This is a genomic window from Pseudomonas anuradhapurensis (genome assembly GCF_014269225.2).
Classification (GTDB): Bacteria; Pseudomonadota; Gammaproteobacteria; order Pseudomonadales; family Pseudomonadaceae; genus Aquipseudomonas; species Aquipseudomonas anuradhapurensis.
This window is the reverse complement of the sequence record NZ_CP077097.1, coordinates 4,499,550-4,522,392: the sequence shown is the minus strand read 5'-3', so window position 1 is coordinate 4,522,392 and position 22,843 is coordinate 4,499,550. Positions and strand designations below refer to the sequence as shown.

General features: G+C 63.4%; 19 protein-coding genes and 1 pseudogene. 9 read left to right on the top strand and 11 right to left on the bottom strand.

What is annotated here, in order from left to right; genetic code table 11:
- Positions 1 to 5 precede the first annotated feature (5 nt).
- Positions 6 to 1,673 (top strand): gamma-glutamyltransferase, encoded by a 1,668-nt coding sequence (gene ggt, locus HU763_RS20740; protein WP_186685476.1) that lies wholly within the window; start codon positions 6 to 8, stop codon positions 1,671 to 1,673.
- A 120-nt stretch (positions 1,674 to 1,793) separates the two neighbouring features.
- Here ggt and HU763_RS25160 read toward each other — a convergent pair whose 3' ends face one another.
- The 3 genes and pseudogenes from HU763_RS25160 to ypfJ all read right to left on the bottom strand — a co-directional run bounded on the left by HU763_RS25160 (position 1,794) and on the right by ypfJ (position 4,898).
- Positions 1,794 to 2,657, bottom strand: a complete 864-nt coding sequence (locus tag HU763_RS25160; protein WP_420831062.1) for a methyl-accepting chemotaxis protein — start codon at positions 2,655 to 2,657, stop codon at positions 1,794 to 1,796.
- Positions 2,649 to 3,578, bottom strand: a pseudogene (locus HU763_RS25155) (methyl-accepting chemotaxis protein); the annotation flags it as partial. The gene HU763_RS25160 and the pseudogene HU763_RS25155, both read right to left, overlap by 9 nt.
- 429 nt (positions 3,579 to 4,007) lie before the next feature.
- Entirely contained in the window at positions 4,008 to 4,898 is an 891-nt protein-coding gene (gene ypfJ, locus HU763_RS20730; RefSeq protein ID WP_186685472.1) for a KPN_02809 family neutral zinc metallopeptidase, read from the bottom strand.
- A gap of 201 nt (positions 4,899 to 5,099) precedes the next feature.
- Here ypfJ and pcaH point away from each other — a divergent pair, with 201 nt between their 5' ends.
- Together pcaH and pcaG are read left to right on the top strand one after the other, a co-directional pair.
- Positions 5,100 to 5,819, top strand: a complete 720-nt coding sequence (pcaH, locus tag HU763_RS20725; protein ID WP_186685470.1) for a protocatechuate 3,4-dioxygenase subunit beta — start codon at positions 5,100 to 5,102, stop codon at positions 5,817 to 5,819.
- 10 nt (positions 5,820 to 5,829) lie between these two features.
- On the top strand, positions 5,830 to 6,435 hold the full coding sequence (gene pcaG, locus HU763_RS20720; protein ID WP_170032638.1) for a protocatechuate 3,4-dioxygenase subunit alpha: 606 nt from the start codon (positions 5,830 to 5,832) through the stop codon (positions 6,433 to 6,435).
- Between the two features lie 126 nt (positions 6,436 to 6,561).
- Here pcaG and trmA read toward each other — a convergent pair whose 3' ends face one another.
- The 3 genes from trmA to HU763_RS20705 all read right to left on the bottom strand — a co-directional run bounded on the left by trmA (position 6,562) and on the right by HU763_RS20705 (position 10,359).
- Positions 6,562 to 7,647, bottom strand: coding sequence for a tRNA (uridine(54)-C5)-methyltransferase TrmA (gene trmA, locus HU763_RS20715; RefSeq protein WP_186685469.1), 1,086 nt, complete (start codon positions 7,645 to 7,647; stop codon positions 6,562 to 6,564).
- Positions 7,644 to 8,939: an NCS2 family permease gene (locus HU763_RS20710; RefSeq protein ID WP_186685467.1), complete on the bottom strand. Its 1,296-nt coding sequence runs from the start codon at positions 8,937 to 8,939 to the stop codon at positions 7,644 to 7,646. Before HU763_RS20710 ends, trmA begins: the two co-directional genes overlap by 4 nt.
- Before the next feature lie 199 nt (positions 8,940 to 9,138).
- Positions 9,139 to 10,359, bottom strand: a complete 1,221-nt coding sequence (locus HU763_RS20705; protein ID WP_186685465.1) for an MFS transporter — start codon at positions 10,357 to 10,359, stop codon at positions 9,139 to 9,141.
- 357 nt (positions 10,360 to 10,716) lie between these two features.
- Here HU763_RS20705 and HU763_RS20700 point away from each other — a divergent pair, with 357 nt between their 5' ends.
- From HU763_RS20700 to HU763_RS20690, 3 genes are read left to right on the top strand one after another with little or no spacing between them, the layout of a single operon-like run.
- Positions 10,717 to 12,153: a cytochrome ubiquinol oxidase subunit I gene (locus tag HU763_RS20700; protein WP_186685463.1), complete on the top strand. Its 1,437-nt coding sequence runs from the start codon at positions 10,717 to 10,719 to the stop codon at positions 12,151 to 12,153.
- 3 nt (positions 12,154 to 12,156) lie between these two features.
- The gene (cydB, locus tag HU763_RS20695) at positions 12,157 to 13,164 is read left to right on the top strand and encodes a cytochrome d ubiquinol oxidase subunit II (protein ID WP_186685461.1); all 1,008 of its coding nucleotides are present in this window, start codon (positions 12,157 to 12,159) and stop codon (positions 13,162 to 13,164) included.
- A gap of 9 nt (positions 13,165 to 13,173) precedes the next feature.
- Positions 13,174 to 13,329: a DUF2474 domain-containing protein gene (locus HU763_RS20690; protein ID WP_186685460.1), complete on the top strand. Its 156-nt coding sequence runs from the start codon at positions 13,174 to 13,176 to the stop codon at positions 13,327 to 13,329.
- A 121-nt stretch (positions 13,330 to 13,450) separates the two neighbouring features.
- On the opposite strand, the gene HU763_RS20685 is transcribed toward HU763_RS20690, so the two are convergent.
- Together HU763_RS20685 and HU763_RS20680 are read right to left on the bottom strand one after the other, a co-directional pair.
- Positions 13,451 to 14,575, bottom strand: coding sequence for a methyltransferase (locus HU763_RS20685; RefSeq protein ID WP_186685459.1), 1,125 nt, complete (start codon positions 14,573 to 14,575; stop codon positions 13,451 to 13,453).
- 95 nt (positions 14,576 to 14,670) lie between these two features.
- Entirely contained in the window at positions 14,671 to 15,378 is a 708-nt protein-coding gene (locus HU763_RS20680; protein ID WP_186685458.1) for an autoinducer binding domain-containing protein, read from the bottom strand.
- A 216-nt stretch (positions 15,379 to 15,594) separates the two neighbouring features.
- On the opposite strand from HU763_RS20680, the gene HU763_RS20675 reads away from it, so the two are divergent.
- Positions 15,595 to 16,371, top strand: a complete 777-nt coding sequence (locus HU763_RS20675) for a ferredoxin--NADP reductase (protein ID WP_186675253.1) — start codon at positions 15,595 to 15,597, stop codon at positions 16,369 to 16,371.
- 34 nt (positions 16,372 to 16,405) lie between these two features.
- On the opposite strand, the gene mscL is transcribed toward HU763_RS20675, so the two are convergent.
- Positions 16,406 to 16,825, bottom strand: a complete 420-nt coding sequence (gene mscL / locus HU763_RS20670) for a large-conductance mechanosensitive channel protein MscL (protein ID WP_186675251.1) — start codon at positions 16,823 to 16,825, stop codon at positions 16,406 to 16,408.
- Positions 16,826 to 17,001: 176 nt separating this feature from the next.
- On the opposite strand from mscL, the gene radA reads away from it, so the two are divergent.
- Positions 17,002 to 18,372: a DNA repair protein RadA gene (gene radA, locus HU763_RS20665; protein ID WP_186675249.1), complete on the top strand. Its 1,371-nt coding sequence runs from the start codon at positions 17,002 to 17,004 to the stop codon at positions 18,370 to 18,372.
- 94 nt (positions 18,373 to 18,466) lie between these two features.
- Here radA and HU763_RS20660 read toward each other — a convergent pair whose 3' ends face one another.
- Together HU763_RS20660 and HU763_RS20655 are read right to left on the bottom strand one after the other, a co-directional pair.
- Positions 18,467 to 19,984 carry a nucleobase:cation symporter-2 family protein gene (locus HU763_RS20660; protein WP_186685457.1) on the bottom strand — a complete coding sequence of 506 codons (1,518 nt, stop codon included), beginning with the start codon at positions 19,982 to 19,984 and terminating at the stop codon, positions 18,467 to 18,469.
- 263 nt (positions 19,985 to 20,247) lie between these two features.
- On the bottom strand, positions 20,248 to 20,610 hold the full coding sequence (locus tag HU763_RS20655; RefSeq protein ID WP_170032616.1) for a PilZ domain-containing protein: 363 nt from the start codon (positions 20,608 to 20,610) through the stop codon (positions 20,248 to 20,250).
- A 165-nt stretch (positions 20,611 to 20,775) separates the two neighbouring features.
- On the opposite strand from HU763_RS20655, the gene HU763_RS20650 reads away from it, so the two are divergent.
- On the top strand, positions 20,776 to 22,842 hold the full coding sequence (locus tag HU763_RS20650; RefSeq protein ID WP_186685456.1) for a carbon starvation CstA family protein: 2,067 nt from the start codon (positions 20,776 to 20,778) through the stop codon (positions 22,840 to 22,842).
- Position 22,843 lies beyond the last annotated feature (1 nt).

Sequence of the window (22,843 nt, the reverse complement as noted above, 5' to 3'; positions counted from 1 at the left end):
GTGTCATGCGTATGGTTCCGTTCCAGTACCTGGCTGTTGCAGCCGCGATCCTGAGCTGTTCCTCGGTTCATGCTGCCACCCTGGAGGGCGGCGCAGTGGCCGCGCCCGATCAATATGGTGCACAGGTGGCCGCCGATATCCTCAAGAAGGGCGGCAACGCGGTGGATGCGGCAGTGGCCACGGCGTTCACCCTGGCGGTGACTTACCCCGAGGCGGGCAACATTGGCGGCGGCGGGTTCATGACCCTGTTCGTCGACGGCAAACCCTATTTCCTCGACTACCGTGAAGTCGCGCCCAAGGCCGCTACGCGCAACATGTACCTGAACGACAAGGGCGAGGTCATCGAGAACCTCAGCCTGGTCGGGGCCCGCGCAGCTGGCGTACCCGGCACGGTAATGGGCTTGTGGGAGGCGCACCAGAAATTCGGCAAGCTGCCCTGGAGCGAGCTGCTGACTCCGGCCATCGGTTATGCGAAAAACGGTTTCAAGGTGGCAGAAAAGCAGTACCAGTACCGCAACGATGCCCAGGGCATGTTCAAGACCGCGACCAATTTCAACGACTACTTCGGCAACATGAAAGTCGGTCAGCTGTTCAAGCAGCCAGAGATGGCGCAGACCCTGGAACGCATCGCCGACAAGGGCGTGAGCGAGTTCTACCAGGGCGAGACCGCCGACCTGCTGGTGGCGCAGATGCAGGCCGACAAGGGCCTGATCACCAAGCAGGACTTGCAGGACTACAAGGCGGTATGGCGTGAACCGATGGCTGTCAGCTGGCGTGGCAATGTGGTCTATACCGCGCCTCCGCCAAGCTCCGGCGGCGTCGCCCTGGCCCAGCTGCTGGGCATCAAGGAAGACCGCGCCGCGGACTTCAAGGGCGTGGCGCACAACTCGGCGCAGTATATCCACCTGCTGGCCGAGATCGAAAAGCGGGTGTTCGCCGACCGCGCCGACTACCTCGGCGACCCAGCCTTCACCCAGGTGCCAGTGGCGCAGCTGGTGGCCAAGGACTACCTGGCCAAGCGTGCCGCGCAGGTCAACCCGAAGGCCATTTCCGCGACCGACAAGGTCAAGCCGGGCCTGGAACCGCACCAGACCACGCACTTCTCGATCGTCGACAAGCAGGGCAATGCGGTCAGCAATACCTACACCCTGAACCTTGATTACGGCAGTGGCGTGGTGGTGAAAGGTGCCGGCTTCCTGTTGAACGACGAAATGGATGACTTCAGTGCCAAGCCGGGGGCGGCCAACGCGTTCGGCGTGGTAGGCGGGGATGCCAATGCCATCGCACCGGGCAAGCGCATGCTGTCGTCGATGAGCCCCAGCCTGATGACCCGCGATGGCAAGGTCGAGCTGGTCATTGGTACGCCAGGCGGCTCGCGGATCTTCACCTCGATCTTCCAGGTCATGAACAACCTGTACGACTATGGCATGCCGCTGGACAAGGCGGTGGCGGCGCAGCGTGTGCACCATCAGTTGCTGCCCAAGGACACCATCTACTTTGACAGCTACGCGCCGTTGACCGGGCCGGTGGCTGACGAGCTGAAGAAGATGGGTTATGTGCTGGAGGATCAGGGCTGGGAGATGGGCGACATCCAGGCGATCCGGGTGAACGGTGCGAAGCTGGAGACTGCTTCGGACCCACGTGGGCGTGGGGTCGGGATGATCGTCGAGTAATACCTGTTCCATCGCCGGGAGGGCTTTGCCCTCCATCGCGACACAAGGCCGTTCCTTACAGGAGATTGCAGGAGCGGCCTTGTGTCGCGACGGGCCGCAAAGCGGCCCCGAATTCCAGGGTCAGACGCGGAACTGGCTGACCAACGTCTGCAATTGCCCGCCCAACCGCGCCAGCTCCACGCTGGACGCTGCCGTCTCGTCACTGGCCGCCGCCGTCTGCTCGGACACATCGCGCACATTGAGGATGCTGCGGCTGATCTCCTCCGCCACCGCACTCTGCTGCTCCGCTGCCGCGGCAATCTGCTGGTTCATCGACTGGATGCTCGACACCGTGCTGGTGATGCTTTCCAGCGAGGCCCCGGCCTTGCGTGCCAGCTCGACGCTGCTGTCGGTCAGGGTACGGCTACCGTGCATGGCCGCGGCCACTTGCTGGGTACCGTGCTGCAGGCTGGCGATCAGTTCCTCGATCTCTTCGGTGGATTTCTGCGTGCGCTGGGCCAGCCCGCGCACTTCGTCGGCAACCACGGCAAAGCCACGCCCGGCCTCGCCGGCACGCGCTGCTTCGATCGCAGCGTTCAGCGCCAGCAGGTTGGTCTGTTCGGCCACCGACTTGATCACGTCCATCACGCTGCCGATCTTCTGGCTTTCCTGCTGCAGCAGGTTCATGGCCTCGGTGGAGCGGTGCATGTCTTCGGCCAGGCGCTCGATCTGGCCAATCGCCTCGCCTACCACGCGGTCGCCGGCACGGGCTTCGTCATCGGCACCCGTGGCGGCATGCGATGCCTGTTCGGCGTTGCGCGCCACTTCCTGAACGGTGGCTGCCATTTCGTGCATGGCGGTGGCCACCTGGTCGGTCTCGACCTTCTGGCTGTTGGCGCCGGCGCTGGTCTGTTCGGTCACCGCCGACAGCTCCTCGGCGGCGCTGGCGATCTGGGTGACACCGTCGCGGATGCCGCTGATCAGCTCACGCAGGGTGCTGCCCATGCGCGCGATGCCCTGCTGCAGTACGCCCAGTTCGTCGCGGCGAGTAACCCGCAGTTGCTGGGTGAGGTCGCCGCTGGCGATTTTTTCCACCGCTGTCAGGGTGTCACGCAATGGGCGGGTGATCTGCCGCGTGATCAGCACTGCCGCCAGCACGCCGACCAGCAGCGCCAGCAGGGTGGCGATAGCCTGCAGGCTACGGGCCTGGCTGCTCTCGATGTCGCGGCGTTCCAGCTGGATCTGGTACAGCGCGTCGCTGCGCTTGACGATGTCGGCACCTTGCACGGTCATTTCGGCGCGTGCAGTGGTGATGTTGGCGACGGCGTCGCGGAACTGGCGCACAGCGTCACGGTAGGCCAGCACCGAGCCTTCGAACTGTTGCAGGCGCGAGTCTTCGCCGGGCAACTGGCGCTTGAGGCTGTCGATGCCGGCCAGGGCAGCATCCAGCTGGCGCAGGGCGGCCTGTTCGTTGGTAGCGCTGTTGTCGGCGATGTAGCCGCGGACGTCGATGCGTACCTGCAGCAGTTGCTGACGCGCCTTGCTGATCAACTGGTACTGGGCCAGGCGCACGCTGTCGGCTTCAGCGCGGGCGGTGACTTCCTGGCTGAGTGCGTCCATGGCCTGGTCGGCCTTGCTGGCCGAGCTTTCCATGGCCGCGCGCGCGGTGCGGGTGGCGTCGTAGCCCTGGCGCATCTTGTTCAGCGAGACCTTGTAGGCACTGATGGTTTCGCCCAGCTCATTCAGCAACTTGACGTTCTCGGGGCTCTTGAACGTGCTGGCCAGGTACGCCTGCTGCTTGCTGAAGGCGTCCAGCTTGGCCTGGGTGTTGGCGGCGGCGGCATCATCACCGTTGGCGATCATGTACTGCAGGCGGGCAATGCGCAGGTCGGTCAGGTCCTTGTTCAACTGGCCGATATCACCCATCCAGTTGCTGCGGTCGATCAGGCTGCCCAGGCTGGTCCAGCCAGTCAGGGCCAGCAGGCCGGTGAGAATCAGTACCAGACCGAAGCCCAGGCCCAGTTTGAGGTTGACGCTGATGTTGGCGAACCAGCTGTTCATGCACGCTCTCCAGAAGTTGTTTTCGCTCGATTTGTCTTCGATCGCCAGGCGTTGTTGTTCTGGATGCCTGCTGATTCGTGCAGGGGTTATCGGCCGTGATGAGGGAAGCTGAAACGCTTTTTCAGCAAAAAGATGTACAAGCGCTTTTGGGGTAGGAGCGGCCTTGTGTCGCGAAAGGGCCGCAAAACGGCCCCTGCAATAGTCGCGTCAACGCTGAAATCCTGGGGCCGCTTTGCGGCCCTTTCGCGACACAAGGCCGCTCCTACAGCGTTTGCGCCGGCCTGGCGAGAGGTGTCAGAGGTTACGGGCGCTGAAGGTATCGCAACTGTTCACTTCACCCTCGGCGAACCCGGCCTTGAACCAGCGTACCCGCTGTGCCGAAGTGCCGTGGGTGAACGAGTCCGGCACTACCCGCCCGCGGCCCTGCTGCTGCAAGCGGTCATCGCCAATCGCATTGGCGGCGTTCAGAGCTTCCTCGACGTCACCCGGCTCCAGCCAGTTCAGGCGCTTTTGCGCCTGGTAGGCCCACACCCCGGCCAGGCAGTCGGCCTGCAGCTCCTGGCGCACCAGCAAGCCGTTGTCACCTTCCAGGCGTTGGCCGCTGCGGCGTGCGGCGTCGACCTTGGCCGACACACCCAACAGGGTTTGCACGTGGTGGCCGATTTCATGAGCGATCACGTAGGCCTGGGCAAAGTCGCCGGCGGCCGCGAAGCGGGTTTCCATCTCGCGGAAGAACGACATGTCCAGGTACACCCGCTGGTCGGCGGGGCAGTAGAACGGCCCTACTGCCGCAGAAGCAAAGCCACAGGCCGAATTGACCTGGCCGCTGAACAGCACCAGCTTGGGGTCGCGGTATTGCTTGCCAGCCTCGGCGAACAGGGCTTTCCAGGTGTCTTCGGTGTCACCCAGGATCGAGGCGACGAACTCGGCCTGCTGGTCGTTGGCCGGCGGCGCCTTGCCGCCCACGCTGCTGGGCGCCTGCCGTTGCTGCTGCTCCATCTGGCCAGTGAGCTGGCCAAGAATCTGCAATGGGTCCTGCCCGGTGAGCCAGCCGATACCGACAATCAGCAGTACCGCGCCAAGCCCCAGCCCCTTGCCGCCGCCGAACCGCATGCCGCCGCCACCGCCACCTTCGCCTCGGGCATCGACCACATTGTCGCTGCGTCGGCCTTTTCGCCATTCCATGAAATGCTCTCCGGAGCGTGAAACAAGAAGACAAAGATTAGTTCACCACTGCGGCCGGTGTCAGGCCAACGTGTTCACTCATAACCATCTGGTTATGTCTCAGGCGGCTGATTTCAATATTCACCGTGCGCAGCTTGTCCGAAACTGCAAGTCCGCCTGCCACGCCCAGGCGTTCACATAATTCCAAGAGAGGAAACCGGCATGCCCGCCCAGGACACCAGCCGCTTCGTGATCCGTGATCGCAACTGGCACCCGAAAGCCCTTACGCCTGACTACAAGACGTCCATTGCCCGTTCGCCGCGCCAGGCACTGGTCAGCATTCCGCAGTCGATCAGCGAAACCACCGGCCCGGACTTTTCCCACCTGGGCTTCGGTGCCCACGACCATGACCTGCTGCTGAATTTCAACAACGGTGGCCTGCCGATCGGTGAGCGCATCATCGTCGCCGGGCGCGTCGTCGACCAGTACGGCAAGCCTGTGCCGAATACCCTGGTGGAAATGTGGCAGGCCAATGCCGGCGGCCGCTACCGGCACAAGAACGACCGTTACCTGGCACCGCTGGACCCGAACTTCGGGGGTGTCGGTCGCTGCCTGACCGACCGTGACGGCTACTACAGCTTCCGCACCATCAAGCCGGGCCCGTACCCTTGGCGCAACGGGCCGAACGACTGGCGTCCGGCGCACATCCACTTCGCCATCAGCGGCCCTTCGATCGCCACCAAGCTGATCACCCAGTTGTATTTCGAGGGTGATCCGCTGATTCCGATGTGCCCGATCGTCAAGTCGATCGCCAACCCGCAAGCGGTGCAGCAACTGATCGCCAAGCTCGACATGAGCAACGCCAACCCGATGGATTGCCTGGCCTACCGCTTCGACATCGTGCTGCGCGGCCAGCGCAAGACCCACTTCGAAAACTGCTGAGGACCCCGCCATGCCAATCGAACTGCTGCCGGAAACCCCTTCGCAGACTGCCGGCCCCTACGTGCACATCGGCCTGGCCCTGGAAGCGGCCGGCAACCCGACCCGCGACCAGGAGATCTGGAACCGCCTGGCCAAGCCTGATGCGCCTGGCGAGCATATCCTGCTGCTCGGCCATGTGTATGACGGCAATGGCCACCTGGTGCGGGACTCGTTCCTGGAACTGTGGCAAGCCGATGCCAATGGTGAATACCAGGATGCCTACAACCTGGAAAACGCCTTCAACAGCTTTGGCCGCACGGCTACCACCTTCGACGCTGGCGAGTGGACGGCACATACGGTGAAGCCAGGCGTGGTGAAAAACGCTGCCGGTGTGCCAATGGCACCGCACATCAACATCAGCCTGTTTGCCCGGGGGATCAACATCCACCTGCACACGCGCCTGTATTTCGATGATGAAGCGCAGGCCAATGCCAAGTGCCCGGTGCTCAACCTGATCGAGCAGCCGCAGCGGCGCGAGACCCTGGTGGCCAAGCGCTGCGAGGTGGACGGGAAAACGGCGTATCGCTTCGATATCCGCATTCAGGGGGAAGGGGAGACGGTGTTCTTCGACTTCTGAGTGAGGCCTGGGGCCGCTTTGCGGCCCATCGCGACGCAAGGCCGCTCCTACAGGGAATTTGAGCTGCGCCGGTAGGAGCGGCCTTGCGTCGCGATGGGCTGCAAAGCAGCCCCGGCTATCTGCAGGTCAGCGCCGAACCAGCAGAACCCCACTCTCCATGTGGTGGGTATACGGGAACTGATCAAACAACGCACAACGCTCGATGCGGTGGGTGTCGTGCAACTGGGCAATGTTCGCCGCCAGCGTCTCCGGGTTGCAGGAGATGTACAGGATCCGCTCGAAACGCCGGGTCAGCTCGCAGGTGTCCGGGTCCATCCCCGCGCGCGGCGGGTCGACGAACACCGTGCCGAAGTCATAGCTCTTCAGGTCGATGCCTTCCAGCCGGCGGAACGGCCGCACGTCATTCAGTGCCTGGGTCAGTTCTTCCGCCGACAGGCGCACCAGCCGCACGTTGTCCACGCCGTTCTCATCGAGATTGCTCAGCGCGGCATTGACCGAAGTCTTGCTGATCTCGGTGGCCAGCACCTGGCGCACGCGGGTGGCCAGCGGCAGGGTGAAGTTGCCGTTGCCGCAATACAGTTCCAGCAGGTCGTCTTCGCGCTCGCCGAGCGCCTCGAAGGCCCAGCTCAGCATTTTCTGGTTCACCGCGCCGTTCGGTTGGGTGAATGCGCCTTCCGGCTGGCGATAGCTGAACACGCGGCCTGCCACGTCGAGTTTTTCCACCGCGTAGTCGCGGCCGATCACCAGGCGTTTGCCCTTGGAACGGCCGATCACGCTGACGCCCAGTTCGCCCGCCAGCTGCCGTGCAGCCACCTCCCAGGCCTCGTCCAGCGGGCGGTGATAGCACATCGTGACCATGGCATCGCCCGCCAGGGTAGTGAGGAACTCTATCTGGAACAGCCGGTTGCCGAGTTCTTCGCTGGCCTGCCAGGCCGCCTTCAAGCGCGGCATCAGGGCGTTGATACGCTGGCTGGCGATGGGGAAGTCGTCGATCAGGATCGCCTTGTGCTTCTCGCCCGGGGCGAACATGGCGTAGTGACGCTGGCCATCTTCACGCCACAGGCGGAATTCGGCGCGCAGGCGGTAGTGCTCGCGCGGCGAGTCGAAGACAGCCGGCTCCGGCGCAGCGAACGGCGCCAGCAGCTCGCGCAGCCGGGCCACCTTGGCGTCCAGCTGGGTGGCATAGGAGGAGGGGTCGAAAACAGCACTCATGCGTTGAACCAGCCCAGCTTGATGACGAACAGGATGGAAAGGATCACCAGGGCCGGGTTCAGGTCGCGGTGGCGACCGGAAATCAGCTTGACGGCGGTCCAGGCGATGAAGCCGAAGGCGATGCCGTTGGCGATGGAGTAGGTCAGCGGCATTGCCAGGGCGGTCACCACCACCGGTGCGGCCTCGGTGACGTCGTCCCAGTTTATTTCCGCCAGGCCCGAAGCCATCAGCACCGCGACGAACAGCAGCGCCGGGGCGGTGGCGAAAGCCGGCACGCTACCGGCCAGCGGAGCGAAGAACAGCGCCAGCAGGAACAGCACGGCGACCACGATGGCGGTCAGGCCGGTGCGGCCACCGGCGCTCACGCCGGCGGCGGATTCGATGTAGCTGGTGGTGGTCGAGGTGCCCAGCAACGAACCGGCCATGGCTGCGGTACTGTCGGCAATCAGCGCACGGCCCATCTTCGGCATGTGCCCATCCTTGCCCATCAGCCCGGCGCGCTTGGCCACGCCGATCAGGGTGCCGGAGTTGTCGAACAGGTCGACGAACAGGAAGGCGAAGATCACGCTGACCAGGCCGACGTCCAGCGCCCCGGCGATGTCCAACTGCAGGAAGGTCGGGGCCAGCGACGGTGGCATGGAGACGATGCCGCCGAAGGGGGTCACGCCCATCCCGATCGAGGTGATGGTCACGGCAAGAATGCCGATCAGCACCGCGCCGCGCACTTTCAGTGACTCCAGGCCGACAATCAGGAAGAAGCCCAGGGTAGCGAGGATCGGTGCCGGCTGCTTGAGGTCGCCCAGGCCCACCAAGGTGGCCGGGTTATCGACGACGATGCCGGCGTTATGCAGGGCGATCAGCGCCAGGAACAGGCCGATACCCGCGGCGATGGCCGAACGCAGTGGCAGCGGGATGCTGTTCACGATCCATTCGCGGATGCGGAAGATCGACAACAGGAAGAACATCACCGCCGACAGGAACACCGCGCCCAGTGCCACCTGCCAAGTGTGGCCCATGTGCAGCACCACGGTGTAGGTGAAGAATGCGTTCAGGCCCATGCCCGGTGCCAGGGCGATCGGGTAGTTGGCGATCAGGCCCATGGTCACCGAACCGATGGCCGCGGCCAGGCAGGTGGCGACGAAGACCGCGCCCTTGTCCATGCCGGTCTCGCCGAGGATGCTCGGGTTGACGAACAGGATGTAGGCCATGGCCAGGAAGGTGGTGACGCCCGCGAGAATCTCGGTGCGCACATTGGTGTTGTGTGCTCTTAGTTGAAACAGCCTTTCCAGCATGCCCGCTCCCCGAGGCGCCCCAGGCGCCATCAATCTATCGACCCCAACAGCAAAGCACAGACCGTACCGGTTGCCGTGGTTTTGTGCGGGGCGGAAAAAAGCCGCGCATCATACCAGCATGCTCGGCGGGGGCCTATGGCTGTTGGGGAATGGGTGCTGTATAGCCTGTACCGGCGCCTTCGCGGGCACAGGCTGTGTCTCAACCGTTATGCAACCGATCCCGCTTGGCCAGTGTCGGGAACAGTCTTATCCACACCCCGGTCACCACCAGGGTGCCAATACCACCCATCACCACCGCCGGCACTGTGCCAAACCAGTGCGCCGTCACCCCCGATTCGAACTCGCCGAGCTGGTTCGAGGCACCAATGAACAGGCCATTCACCGCGCTGACCCGGCCGCGCATTTCATCCGGTGTTTCCAGCTGCACGAAGGCGCCGCGGATGACCATGCTGATCATGTCCGCTGCACCCAGCACCACCAGTACCGCGAGCGAGAACCAGAACGAGGTCGACAGGCCAAAGGCAATGGTCGCCACGCCGAATACACCCACTGCCGTGAACATCGTTCGCCCCACGTTGCGCTCGAACGGGAAACGCGCCAGCCACAGCGACATCAGCAACGCCCCCACCGCCGGCGCCGAGCGCAGCAGGCCCAGGCCCAGTGGCCCGGTCAGCAGGATGTCCTTGGCGAACACCGGCAGCAGCGCGGTGGCCCCACCGAGCAATACGGCAAACAGGTCGAGCGAGATGGCGCCGAGGATGTCCGGCCGGCTGCGGATGAAGCGGATGCCGGCCAGCAGCGATTCGATGCTGGCACGCCCTCGCTGGGCTACCTGGCCGCGTGCCTCCAGGCTCAGGGTCAATATGCAGGCGATGGCATACAGGGCCACGGTCGGGCCGTACACCCAGAGGCTGCCGAATGCATACAGGAAACCACCCAGGGCGGGCGCCACGATGGTGGCCGACTGGGTAGCCGATGCCGATGCCGCCACCGCGCGTGGAAACAGCCCGGCTGGCACCACATTGGGCAGCAACGCCTGGGTCGCCGGCATCTCGAAGGAGCGCGTGGCGCCGAGCAGGAAGGCCAGGGCGAAGATCAGTTCGCGGGTGACGTTGTCGGTGGCGCTGCCCACTGCCAGTGCCAGGGCGATCAGGCCCTGCAGGCTCTGGCACAGGGCGGCGACCTTGCGCCGGTCGTAGCGATCGGCGACATGCCCGGTGTGCAACATGAACAGCACACGCGGGGCGAACTCGACCAGGCCGACCAGGCCCAGGTCCAGTACGTTGCCAGTCAACTGGTAGAGGTGCCAGCCAATGGCCACGGTGAGCATCTGGAAACCGCTGGCGGTGAACACGCGGGCCAGCCAGAAGGCCAGGAAAGGTCGGTGGTGACGCAGTAACTGCGGAGCGGAATCGGGCATCGGAAACCTGGGGGCCTCGGCGCGGTAGAGGGGCTCGCAGCGTATCATCTGTTTGTAACAAATGGTTGCTGTTTGCCCGGAGCGGCACTTTTCCGGGCCTTTTTGAAGAGGGTGGGGCAACCGGTCACGCGGCAATCAACCGCACGGCCCGGCGCGCCATTCAGGACTATGCTTCCTAGCATTCGTTGATCTGGATCAATCGTTGCTTTTGCAACGGCTGGCCGACGATGTGGCCCTACGGGCCGGAATCCCTGCGATCGAACAGAACAATTCCAACACGCCGCACTCGATAACCGTGGGGGCAGTGGGCGACGGGGCCAGCAGCCCGGACGCCGGATTATCTGAAGAGGAAGCACCATGTTCGGAATAGAGGCACTAGAGCTCGCCCGAATGCAGTTTGCCTTTACCGTTTCGTTCCACATCCTGTTCCCGGCCATCACCATTGGCCTGGCCAGCTACCTGGCCGTCCTCGAAGGCCTCTGGTTGCGGACCGACAACCAGGTCTACCGTGACCTTTATCATTTCTGGTCGAAGATCTTTGCCGTCAACTTCGGCATGGGCGTGGTCTCCGGCCTGGTCATGGCCTACCAGTTCGGCACCAACTGGAGCCGCTTCTCCGACTTTGCCGGCGCCATCACCGGCCCCTTGCTCACCTACGAGGTGCTGACCGCGTTCTTCCTCGAAGCAGGCTTCCTCGGCGTCATGCTGTTCGGCTGGAACCGCGTCGGCCGCGGCCTGCATTTCTTCTCCACGGTGATGGTAGCGCTCGGCACGCTGGTCTCGACCTTCTGGATCCTCGCCTCCAACAGCTGGATGCAAACCCCGCAAGGCCACGAGATCATCGATGGGCGGGTGGTGCCGGTGGACTGGCTGGCGGTGGTGTTCAACCCTTCGTTCCCCTACCGCCTGATGCACATGGCCACCGCCGCGTTCGTTGCCACGGCGTTCTTCGTCGGTGCCTCGGCGGCCTGGCACCTGCTGCGCGGGCGCGATAACCCGGCGGTGCGCAAGATGCTGTCGATGGCCATGTGGATGGCCCTGATCGTGGCGCCGATCCAGGCGGTGATCGGTGATTTCCACGGCCTCAACACGCTCAAGCACCAGCCGGTGAAGATCGCCGCGATCGAAGGCCACTGGGAAAACGTGCCCGGCGAGCCGACCCCGCTGATCCTGTTCGGCATTCCTGACATGCAGGCCGAGACCACCCGCTTCAAGCTTGAAATCCCGGCGCTCGGCAGCCTGATCCTGACTCACAGCCTGGACAAGCAGGTGCCGGCGATGAAGGAGTTCCCGCCGGAGGACCGGCCCAACTCGACCATCGTCTTCTGGTCGTTCCGGATCATGGTCGGGTTGGGCCTGTTGATGATCTTTGTCGGCCTGTGGAGCCTCTGGCTGCGCAAGCGCGGCACGCTCTATACCTCGCGCCCGTTCCTGCACCTGGCCTTGTGGATGGGGCCGTCCGGGTTGATCGCCTTGCTGGCCGGCTGGTTCACCACCGAAATTGGCCGCCAGCCGTGGGTGGTGTACGGCCTGATGCGGACGGCGGACGGTGTGTCCAACCACAGCTACGCCCAGCTCGGCTTCACCCTGGTGGCCTTCGTGGTGGTGTATTTCGCCCTGTTCGGTACCGGCCTCGGCTACATGATGCGCCTGGTGCGCAAAGGCCCGCAGACCGGCGAAGGCGACGAGCACAGCAGCGGTGGCCCCGGCACCAAACGCACGCCGGCGCGGCCGCTGTCCGCCGCCGATGATGGCCGTGAGGCCAACTCCGCCAGCCTGAGCAAGGAAAACTGAGCCATGGGTATCGACCTTTCGCTGATCTGGGCCGTGATCATCATCTTCGGCGTGATGATGTACGTGGTGATGGATGGTTTCGACCTCGGAATCGGCATGCTCTTCCCGTTCGTCAAGGGCGAGCGTAACCGCGATGTGATGATGAACACCGTCGCCCCCGTCTGGGACGGTAACGAAACCTGGCTGGTACTGGGAGGTGCCGGGCTGTTCGGCGCGTTCCCGATGGCCTACTCGGTGGTGCTGGAGGCGCTGTACCTGCCGTTGATCCTGATGCTGATCGGCCTGATCTTCCGCGGCGTGGCCTTCGAGTTCCGCTTCAAGGCCAAGGACGACAAGCGCCATATCTGGGACAAGGCGTTCATCTGGGGCTCGCTGGTGGCCACCTTCTTCCAGGGCGTGGCCCTGGGCGCGTTCCTGGAGGGCTTCAAGGTAGTCGACCGGCATTTCGCCGGTGGTACGCTCGATTGGCTCACCCCGTTCAGCCTGTTCTGCGGCCTGGGGCTGATCGTTGCCTATACCCTGTTGGGCTGCACCTGGCTGATCATGAAGACCGAAGGGGCGCTGCAGCAGAAGATGCACGACATTGCCCGCCCTCTGGCGCTGGTGTTGTTGGCGGTGATCGGCATTGTCAGCCTGTGGACACCAATCGCCTACCCGCAGATCGCCGACCGCTGGTTCAGCATGCCTAACCTGGTCTGGTTCATGCCGGTGCCGATCCTGGTGCTGGTGACCTTCTACGGCTTGCTCAAGGCGGTGGCGCGCAATGCGCACTACACGCCGTTCCTGCTCACCCTGGTGCTGATCTTCCTTGGTTACAGCGGCCTGGGCATCAGCCTGTGGCCGAACATCATCCCACCGTCGATCTCGATCTGGGATGCCGCGGCGCCACCGCAGAGCCAGGGTTTCATGCTGGTCGGTACGCTGTTCATCCTGCCGTTCATCCTGATGTACACCTTCTGGAGCTACTACGTGTTCCGCGGCAAGGTTACCCACGAAGACGGCTATCACTAGGGAGGCCGCATGATGGCTGGCAAGCATGGCTTGGAGGAGAAAAAGCCCCTGTGGCAGCGGCTGGGCTGGCTGCTGCTGATCTGGGCGATGAGCGTGGCAGCGCTGGGTGTTGCGGCCTGGGTGATGCGCCTGTTCATGGGGGCAGCGGGGTTGACCACCCATTGAACCAAGGGGGCGCTTTGCGCCCCTTTTGCAACACAAGGCCGGATCGCGATCATTCAGTCAGTCGCGTCTCCCTGTAGGAGCGGCCTTGTGTCGCGATGGGCTGCAAAGCAGCCCCAACGGCCTATTTACGAGCCTTCAGGATGACGAACTTGGGCGTAGCCGCCACCTGCTCCACGCCACGGAACAACCGCGTCAGCTTGCTGTGATAACCCAGGTGCCGGTTACCCACGATATACAGCGCCCCGCCCACCACCAATGCCTCACGCGCCTGCTGGAACATGCGCCAGGCAAGGAAATCGCCCACCACCTGCTGCTGGTGGAACGGCGGGTTGCACAGCACCACCTCCAGCGACTGTTTTTCTACCCCGGCCAACCCATCGGCTGCCTCGAACACCGCCGGGCGCTCGCCCAGTGCGGCCTGCCAGTTTTCCCGCGCCGATTGCACCGCCATGTACGACTCATCGACCAAGGTGTAATGCGCATCCGGGTTGGCCAGGGCGCTGGCAATCGCCAGCACACCGTTGCCGCAACCCAAGTCCGCCACCCGGGCACGGCCCAGGTCGCGTGGCAGGTGCGGCAGAAAGGCGCGGGTGCCGATGTCCAGGCCTTCACGGCAGAACACGTTGGCGTGGTTGACCAGCTCCACGGCCGGCGCGTCGAGGCGATAGCGGCTGGGGTAGGGCGACCGGGCGAGCGGCCGCGTGGCCAGCGTCGCCGTCAGCAAGCGGGCCTTTTTCTGCGCCAGCGAGGCCTGCACCGGGCCGATGTATTTCCCCATCAGGTCACCGGCAGCCCGGGGCAGGTGCTTGATCATCGCCCCGGCAATCACCTGTGCACCCGGCGCCAGGTGGCCTTGCAGGCGGATCAGTTGCTCTTCGAGCAAGGCCAGGGTCTTGGGCACCCGCAGCAGCACTCGATCGAACGAGCCTTGCCAGGTTTCGCTGGCCGGGACGAAGGGCACGCTGTCGAACGGCAGGCCATTTCGCGACAGGTTTTTTTCCAGGGCCAGGTGCGCCAGGTGCGAATCGCCACTACTGACCACGTGCAGCTTGCCCGCCAGGCTGGCAGCCAGGGCGCCGAAGCTGTCATTGAGCACCAGCACCCGGCAATCGGCCGCCGGGGCCTGTGCGTGCATCTGCGCAAGCAGGTATTCGTCGGCTGCATCGAAAGCCTGCAAGGGGTCGTTGGCCTGATCCGGCTGGCGGATCAGGTCGAGTTCGGCGTAGGGAGTGGTCAACAGGGGCATGGCGTCTGGCTCGGGAACGATCTGCCCGTTGCGGTTCGCCCCGGGCTTTGCCGGGCGATTCTACAGGGCTTTGCCCGGGGTCGCAGGTTTGCTGGTCAGATCCAGCCGCGCAGGGCGGCAATGGCGACGGCGCCGGCCTTGTTGGCAGCGCTGGTCTTGGTGATAACGCTGCGGATATGGAAATTCACCGTGCTTTGCGACAGTGACAGGATGCAGGCCACGTCGGCAGCGGTCTTGCCGGCGGCTGACCATTTCAATACTTCCAGTTCCCGTTTGCTCATCTTGGGCTGCGGGGGGCACAGTGCATTCAGGTGGTATTCACCAAGCACCGCATGCAGGGTATGGCACAGCCACTGCACACTGCCAGCCTTGTCGTAGAGTTCGGTAATGCCGATGGTGCCGGTGGGCCTGGCCACGCTGATCTGGCTTTCATTGTGCTGCAAGTCGTGCAATGACTGTGTCCAGCCATGGCACAGGCCATACTGGCAGGCTGCTTGACGAAACTTCGGGGCTTCACGATACAGGTCGTCATTCCAGAGCACGGGCATGGTCGAGCTGTGGCTCGCATTGGCGGCGGCGTCCTGCTTGTAGAACTCATCGCGCTGGTAACGCTCGATCCATTCTTTCGGGTAATTGCTGTAGAGGTACAACCGTGGCGTTTGCGTCGCGATCTGGATGCGAACGTTCAGTCCCAGGTAAACCATGTCCAGGTTCTGGGCCAGGTGCACTGCGATATCAAACAGTCTTTGGGGTCTACGCTCACTGACGAACGCATGAAGATATTCGGGTTTCCAGTGACGCATCTGACACTCCTTGCTGACGCAGTAGCAGTCCAATCCGTTTGGGGACCCGATTGATTGTAGGAAAAGACCTACCAAGGCGTTGGGATTTTTTTGTTACAGCGAGCAGGATTATCCGCGACCTAGGCAGGTTCACCGTTGGTGAGGCCCTACAAAGCAGTGGTTTTTATCCGCGCCACTTTGCGCGACACTGTGCGCATGCCAAACCTGGAGCCCGATATGACCGCTAGCGCCGAAAAGTTCACCCGCCAGTCCCTGCTCGATGTTCAGCCGCTGACGCCGAACCTCTTCAGTCTGCGGGTCACGCGCGATGCGGGGTTTCGCTTCCGTTCCGGCCAGTTCGCCCGCCTGGGCGTGACCAAGGCTGATGGCAGTGTGGTATGGCGCGCCTATTCGATGGTCAGCGCCCCCCATGACGAGCATCTCGATTTCTTCTCCATCGTGGTACCAGGGGGCGAATTCACCAGCGAGCTGAGCCGGCTGGAGGTGGGCGATACCTTGCTGATCGACCGCCAGGCCTTCGGCTTCCTGACCCTGGACCGCTTCGTCGGTGGCCGCGATTTATGGTTGCTCGCAACCGGTACCGGCATTGCGCCGTTCATGTCGATTCTGCAGGACTTCGAGGCCTGGGAGCGTTTCGACAATATCAAGCTGGTGTACTCGGTGCGTGAAGCGAAAGAGCTGGCTTATGTGGATGAAATCGCCGGGTTGGAGCAGCGCGATTACCTGGCCGAATTTGCCGGCAAGTTGCAGTTCATTCCGGTGGTCACCCGCGAGCAGCATGCCGGGGCCTTGAGTGCGCGCATTACCACGCTGATCGAGAATGGCGAGTTGGAGAAGGCTGCGGGGCTGGAGCTGTCACCGGAACATTCGCGGGTGATGCTGTGTGGTAACCCGGAAATGGTCGACGAGACACGCAAGGTACTCAAGGCGCGGGACTTGCAGCTGAGCCTGAGCAAGCGGCCGGGGCAGGTGGCGGTGGAAGCCTACTGGTAAGGCGATTGGGGCTGCAAGGCAGCCCCTGGTGCTCTCAAGGCAGGCGGTTCTGGTTCTGCGCCTTGAGCAAATCGCGAATTTCGGTCAACAGGGTCTCTTCGGCACTCGGCACGGGTGGTGCAGTCGGCGCCACGGCCTCTTCACGCTTGAGCCGGTTGATTGCCTTCACCCCCATGAAGATGGCAAACGCCACAATCAGGAAGTCGATCACGGTCTGGATGAACTTGCCATAGGCCAGTACCACAGCCGGTGCATCACCTTCGGCGGCCTTCAGGGTAACGGCCAGGTCGCTGAAGTCGACACCACCGATCAACAGGCCCAGTGGCGGCATGACCACGTCACCAACGAAGGACGAGACGATCTTGCCGAAGGCTGCGCCGATGATGATACCGACCGCCATGTCGACGACATTGCCTTTGACCGCGAAGGCCTTGAACTCACTGATCATGCCCATGTTTGGTTCCTTGTAACAAAAGGTAAGGTTTACGCAGTGTAAGCCACTTAAACGCTTCATGCGTTATGTTCAGGGCTTCCGACTGCGGTTAGAACGAATAGTTTTGTCGCACCTCGAGGCGTTCGAGACACGTCCAGCTCGGCTATCATGGCGGTTTTTCCCAGGAGACCCCAGCCATGGCCAAGGCCAAGCGCTTGTATGGCTGCACCGAATGCGGTGCCACCTTTCCCAAATGGGCCGGCCAGTGTGGCGAATGCGGGGCCTGGAACACCCTGGTCGAAACCATGATCGAAAGCGGCGCTGCCGCCGCGCCCGGCAACGGCCGCACCGGCTGGGCCGGGCAGCAGGCGCAGATCAAGACCCTGGCCGAAGTCAGCGTCGAGGAAATCCCGCGTTTCACCACCAGCAGCACTGAACTGGACCGCGTGCTGGGCGGGGGCCTGGTGGATGGCTCGGTGGTGCTGATCGGTGGTGACCCCGGTATCGGCAAGTCGACCATCCTGCTGCAGACCTTGTGCAACATTGCCGTCGGCATGCCGGCACTCTACGTTACCGGTGAGGAATCGCAGCAGCAGGTAGCCATGCGCTCGCGACGCCTGGGCCTGCCGCAGGACCAGCTCAAGGTGATGACCGAAACCTGTATCGAAACCATCATCGCCACGGCGCGCCAGGAAAAGCCGCGGGTGATGGTGATCGACTCGATCCAGACCATTTTCACCGAGCAGCTGCAATCGGCACCTGGCGGCGTGGCCCAGGTGCGCGAGAGTACTGCGTTGCTGGTGCGTTATGCCAAGCAGAGCGGCACGGCGATCTTCCTGGTGGGCCACGTGACCAAGGAAGGCTCGCTGGCCGGCCCACGCGTTCTCGAGCACATGGTCGACACCGTGCTGTATTTCGAAGGCGAATCCGATGGCCGCCTGCGCCTGTTGCGGGCTGTGAAGAACCGCTTCGGTGCTGTCAACGAACTGGGCGTGTTCGGCATGACCGACCGCGGCCTGAAGGAAGTATCCAACCCGTCGGCGATTTTCCTCAACCGCGCTCAGGAAGAAGTACCTGGTAGCGTGGTGATGGCGACTTGGGAGGGCACCCGGCCGATGCTGGTGGAGGTGCAGGCACTGGTCGACGACAGCCACCTGGCCAACCCGCGCCGGGTGACCCTGGGCCTGGACCAGAACCGCCTGGCCATGCTGCTGGCGGTGTTGCACCGGCATGGTGGCATTCCAACCCATGACCAGGACGTGTTCCTCAACGTGGTAGGCGGGGTGAAGGTACTGGAAACCGCATCCGACCTGGCGTTGCTGGCGGCGGTGATGTCGAGCCTGCGCAACCGGCCACTGGCCCATGGCTTGCTGGTGTTTGGCGAGATCGGCCTGTCGGGCGAGGTACGGCCGGTGCCCAGTGGCCAGGAGCGCTTGAAGGAAGCGGCCAAGCATGGCTTCAAGCGGGCCATCGTGCCCAAGGGCAACGCGCCGAAAGAGGCCCCGGCGGGGCTGCAGGTGATTGCCGTTACCCGGCTGGAGCAGGCACTGGATGCACTGTTCGAGTAACTCGTAGCCTGGACCGGCCTTATCGCCGGTTCAGACAAACAAAAAAGGGGCCGACGATGCGCATCGGCCCCCCACCTCACCGCTCAGTCAGTGGTCAATGTTCGGCGACCGGCGTGCGCCTGACCGTCTCATTGCCATGTTCATCCAGCTCCAGCATCGGCACTTCATTACCTTCGGCATCGAACAGCTTGCCATCCTTGAAGTAATCGCCATCACGCAGCGCTGAAATGTCCGAGTACTGGATGGTGCGCTCGTAGGCTGCAGCGAACACCGACTGGTTTTCCGAGTTGCCAGCGGTGAAGTGGTTGAAGATCAGGTTCAGCAGGATGGCCATGATTGCCGCCGAGCTGATGCCCGAGTGGAAGATGGTCTCGAACCAGTTCGGGAAGTGATGGTAGAAGGTCGGCGCGGCAATCGGGATCATGCCAAAGCCCAGCGAGGCGGCGACGATGATCAGGTTGACGTTGTTCTTGTAGTTGACCTTGGACAGGGTGCGGATACCGCTGGCTGCCACGGTGCCGAACAGCACGATGCCGGCGCCCCCCAGTACCGGCGTCGGCACGGCAGCAATCACCCGGCCCATGATCGGCAGCAGGCCGAGTACCACCAGGATTACGCCACCGGTGGCCACCACGTAGCGGCTCTTGACCCCGGTCACCGCCACTAGGCCCACGTTCTGGGCGAACGCGCTCTGGGTGAACGAGCCGAAGATCGGCGCCAGGATGCTCGACGCCATGTCGGCGCGCAGGCCGTTGCCCAGGCGCTTGGAGTCGACTTTGGTGTCGATGATCTCACCCACGGCGAGGATGTCGGCCGAGGTTTCCACCAGGGTCACCATGATCACGATGCACATCGACAGGATCGCGGCGATGTGGAACTCCGGCATGCCGAAGTGGAACGGCGCGGGGAAGGCGAATATCGGGCCTTCGGTGACCTTGCTGAAGTCGGTCATGCCCAGCGCCCAGGCGATCAGGGTGCCGACCACCATCGCCAGCAGGATCGACAGGCGCGAGATGGTCGCACTGCCGAGCTTGCTCAGCAGCAGCACGATGGCGAAGGTCAGCGCCGCCAGGCCGATGTTGGCCACGCTGCCGAACTCTGGCGAGGCGCTATTGCCGCCCATCACCCAGCGGGCGGCCACCGGCATCAGGGTCAGGCCGATGGTGGTGATGACGATACCGGTTACCAGCGGCGGAAAGAACTTGGTAATGCGCGAGAACACCGGGGTAATGAGAAAGCCGATCAGCGACGCGGCCATGACTGCGCCCAGTACGCCTGGCAGGCCACCGCCGCCTTCGCTGCTGAGGATCGCCCCCATGGTCGCCACGCCAGCGAACGACACGCCCTGCACCAGCGGTAGCTGGCAACCGAAGAATGGCAGGCCCAGTGTCTGCAGCAGGGTGGCCAGGCCACCGGCAAACAGCGAAGCGGCGATCAGCATGCCGATTTCGGCGCCGTTCAGGCCCGCGGCCTGCCCCAGGATCAGGGGTACCGCGACGATCCCCCCATACATGGTCAGCACATGCTGCAGACCATAGGCCAGGTTGGCCCCAAGGCCGAGGTTTTCGTCCTCGGGGCGCTTGGCGGGAGACGTGCTAGGGGACGTAGTCATGGAGCAGGCTCTCTGTTTATTGTTGTGTCGCTACTGTAGACATTTCCGACAAATGAATGCCACAAAAATTGTATACAATTTTTTGATCCGAGCGCGCACATGGGCGCTGGCGCTGGGCACCAGAACCCAATGCAGGAGGCGTACCATGTTGGAAAAGGCTGGATTAGAGAGGTGTGTACAATACGTCGCGACCCAGGCTTAAAGCTGTCTGGGTAGACAGGAAACACAAGATGCGGATTTTCTTAGCTAGCTAAGAGATCCCATTATTCGATCAGTTCACGCAGTTCGCGCATCATTTCGGTGCTGTCGGCGAGGTTCAGTTCCACAAGACGGTGCAAGTGGGACATCGACTCGACATCGATGTACAGGCAGATGAAGCCCAGGCGGGTGGGCTCCTCATGGCGCAGTTCCACCTGCATCTGCACGCGCACATCGCGGTCCAGGTGGATGACCGCATCGAAGTCCTGGGTAAGGTCGGCATCCCACGGCTCGGGGCGCTTGACCAGCAGGCCCTTCAGCGACACATCCAGCAGTTTTACCGGCCAGCGGCGGTCGCCCTGGCGCAGTTCGGTGGGGGCATCGAAGTCGATGCGGCGGAAGCGCCGACGCTCGTCGTGATCGCTCATGGGAAGGCCCTCGGATGACATCCTGACTATAGTGAGTTTGATCTGTGCATCAGGTACCGCAATCTGGCCGCAGAGGCTCTAGGCCAAAGCAAGTGTGGCAATGCGCGATGACACGCCCTAGACTCGATGGGCGGTCTTTTCCAATCCACCAGCTGGAAGCAAACCATGAACAACAATAATAGCCTGCTACGCCACATTCCGTGGCTGGCGCTGGCAGTCATAGGAGCCTGCGCGCTGGGTGTGGTCGCCCTGCGTCGCGGCGAGGCGATCAATGCCTTGTGGATCGTGGTCGCGGCAGTGGCCATCTACCTGGTCGCCTATCGTTACTACAGCCTGTTCATCGCCACCAAGGTGATGCAACTCGACCCGCGCCGTGCCACCCCGGCGGTGCTCAACAACGACGGCCTGGACTACGTTCCGACCAACAAACACATTCTTTTCGGTCACCACTTCGCCGCCATCGCCGGTGCAGGCCCATTGGTTGGCCCGGTACTCGCCGCGCAGATGGGCTACCTGCCCGGCACGCTGTGGCTGATCGCCGGCGTGGTGCTGGCCGGTGCGGTGCAGGACTTCATGGTCCTGTTCCTGTCCACCCGCCGCAACGGCCGCTCGCTGGGCGACATGGTGCGCGAGGAGATGGGCCGCATCCCCGGCACCATCGCCCTGTTCGGCTGTTTCCTGATCATGATCATCATCCTCGCGGTGCTGGCGCTGATCGTGGTCAAGGCCCTGGCCGAAAGCCCGTGGGGCATGTTCACGGTGATGGCGACCATCCCGATCGCGATGTTCATGGGCGTCTACATGCGCTACATCCGCCCGGGCCGCATCGGCGAGATCTCGGTGGTCGGCGTGGTCCTGCTGCTGGCCTCGATCTGGCTTGGGGGCCAGATTGCCGCAGATCCGGTGTGGGGCCCGGCGTTCACCTTCACTGGCGTGCAGATCACCTGGATGCTGGTGGGCTACGGCTTCGTCGCCGCCGTGCTGCCGGTATGGCTGGTGCTGGCGCCGCGTGACTACCTGTCGACCTTCCTCAAGATCGGCACCATCGTCGGCCTGGCCATCGGTATCCTGATCATCGCGCCCGAGCTGAAAATGCCGGCGCTGACCCAGTTCACCGACGGTACCGGGCCGGTGTGGAAGGGCACCCTGTTCCCGTTCCTGTTCATCACCATTGCCTGTGGTGCGGTGTCCGGCTTCCACGCGCTGATCTCTTCGGGGACCACGCCCAAGCTGCTCGACAACGAAACCAACGCCCGCTACATCGGCTACGGCGGCATGCTGATGGAATCGTTCGTCGCTATCATGGCCATGGTCGCCGCCTCGGTGATCGAGCCTGGCGTGTACTTCGCCATGAACAGCCCGGCCGCCGTGGTCGGTGCCGACGTGGCATCGGTGGCGCAAACGGTCAGCAGCTGGGGCTTCCTGATTACCCCGGAACAGCTCGAGGCCACGGCCCGCGACATCGGCGAGCATACCGTCCTGGCGCGTGCCGGTGGTGCACCGACCCTGGCGGTGGGGATCGCGCAGATCCTTCACCAGGTGCTGCCGGGTGAGAACACCATGGCCTTCTGGTACCACTTCGCGATCCTGTTCGAGGCGCTGTTCATCCTTACCGCGGTCGACGCCGGTACCCGTGCCGGGCGCTTCATGCTGCAGGACCTGCTGGGTAGCTTCGTGCCGGCGCTCAAGCGCACCGAGTCGTGGACTGCCAACCTGATCGGCACCGCCGGCTGCGTGGCGCTGTGGGGCTACCTGCTGTACCAGGGGGTGATCGACCCGCTGGGTGGCATCAACACGCTGTGGCCGCTGTTTGGTATCTCCAACCAGATGCTGGCCGGTATCGCCCTGATGCTCGGCACCGTGGTGCTGATCAAGATGAAGCGCCAGCGCTATGTCTGGGTCACGCTGCTGCCGGCCGTGTGGCTGCTGATCTGCACCACCACCGCAGGCCTGATCAAGCTGTTCGACCCGAACCCGGCGGTGGGCTTCCTGGCCCTGGCCAAGAAGTACAGCACCGCGCTGGAAGCCGGCCAGGTATTGGCCCCGGCCAAGGATATCGGGCAGATGCAGCACGTGATCTTCAACGCCTACACCAACGCCGGCCTGACCGTGCTGTTCCTGGCGGTGGTGTTCAGTGTGCTGTTCTTTGCCGTCAAGGTCGGTTTCGCCGCCCTCGGCCGCAAGGAGCGTACCGACAAGGAAACCCCGTTCCAGGCCCTGCCTGACGCTTGAG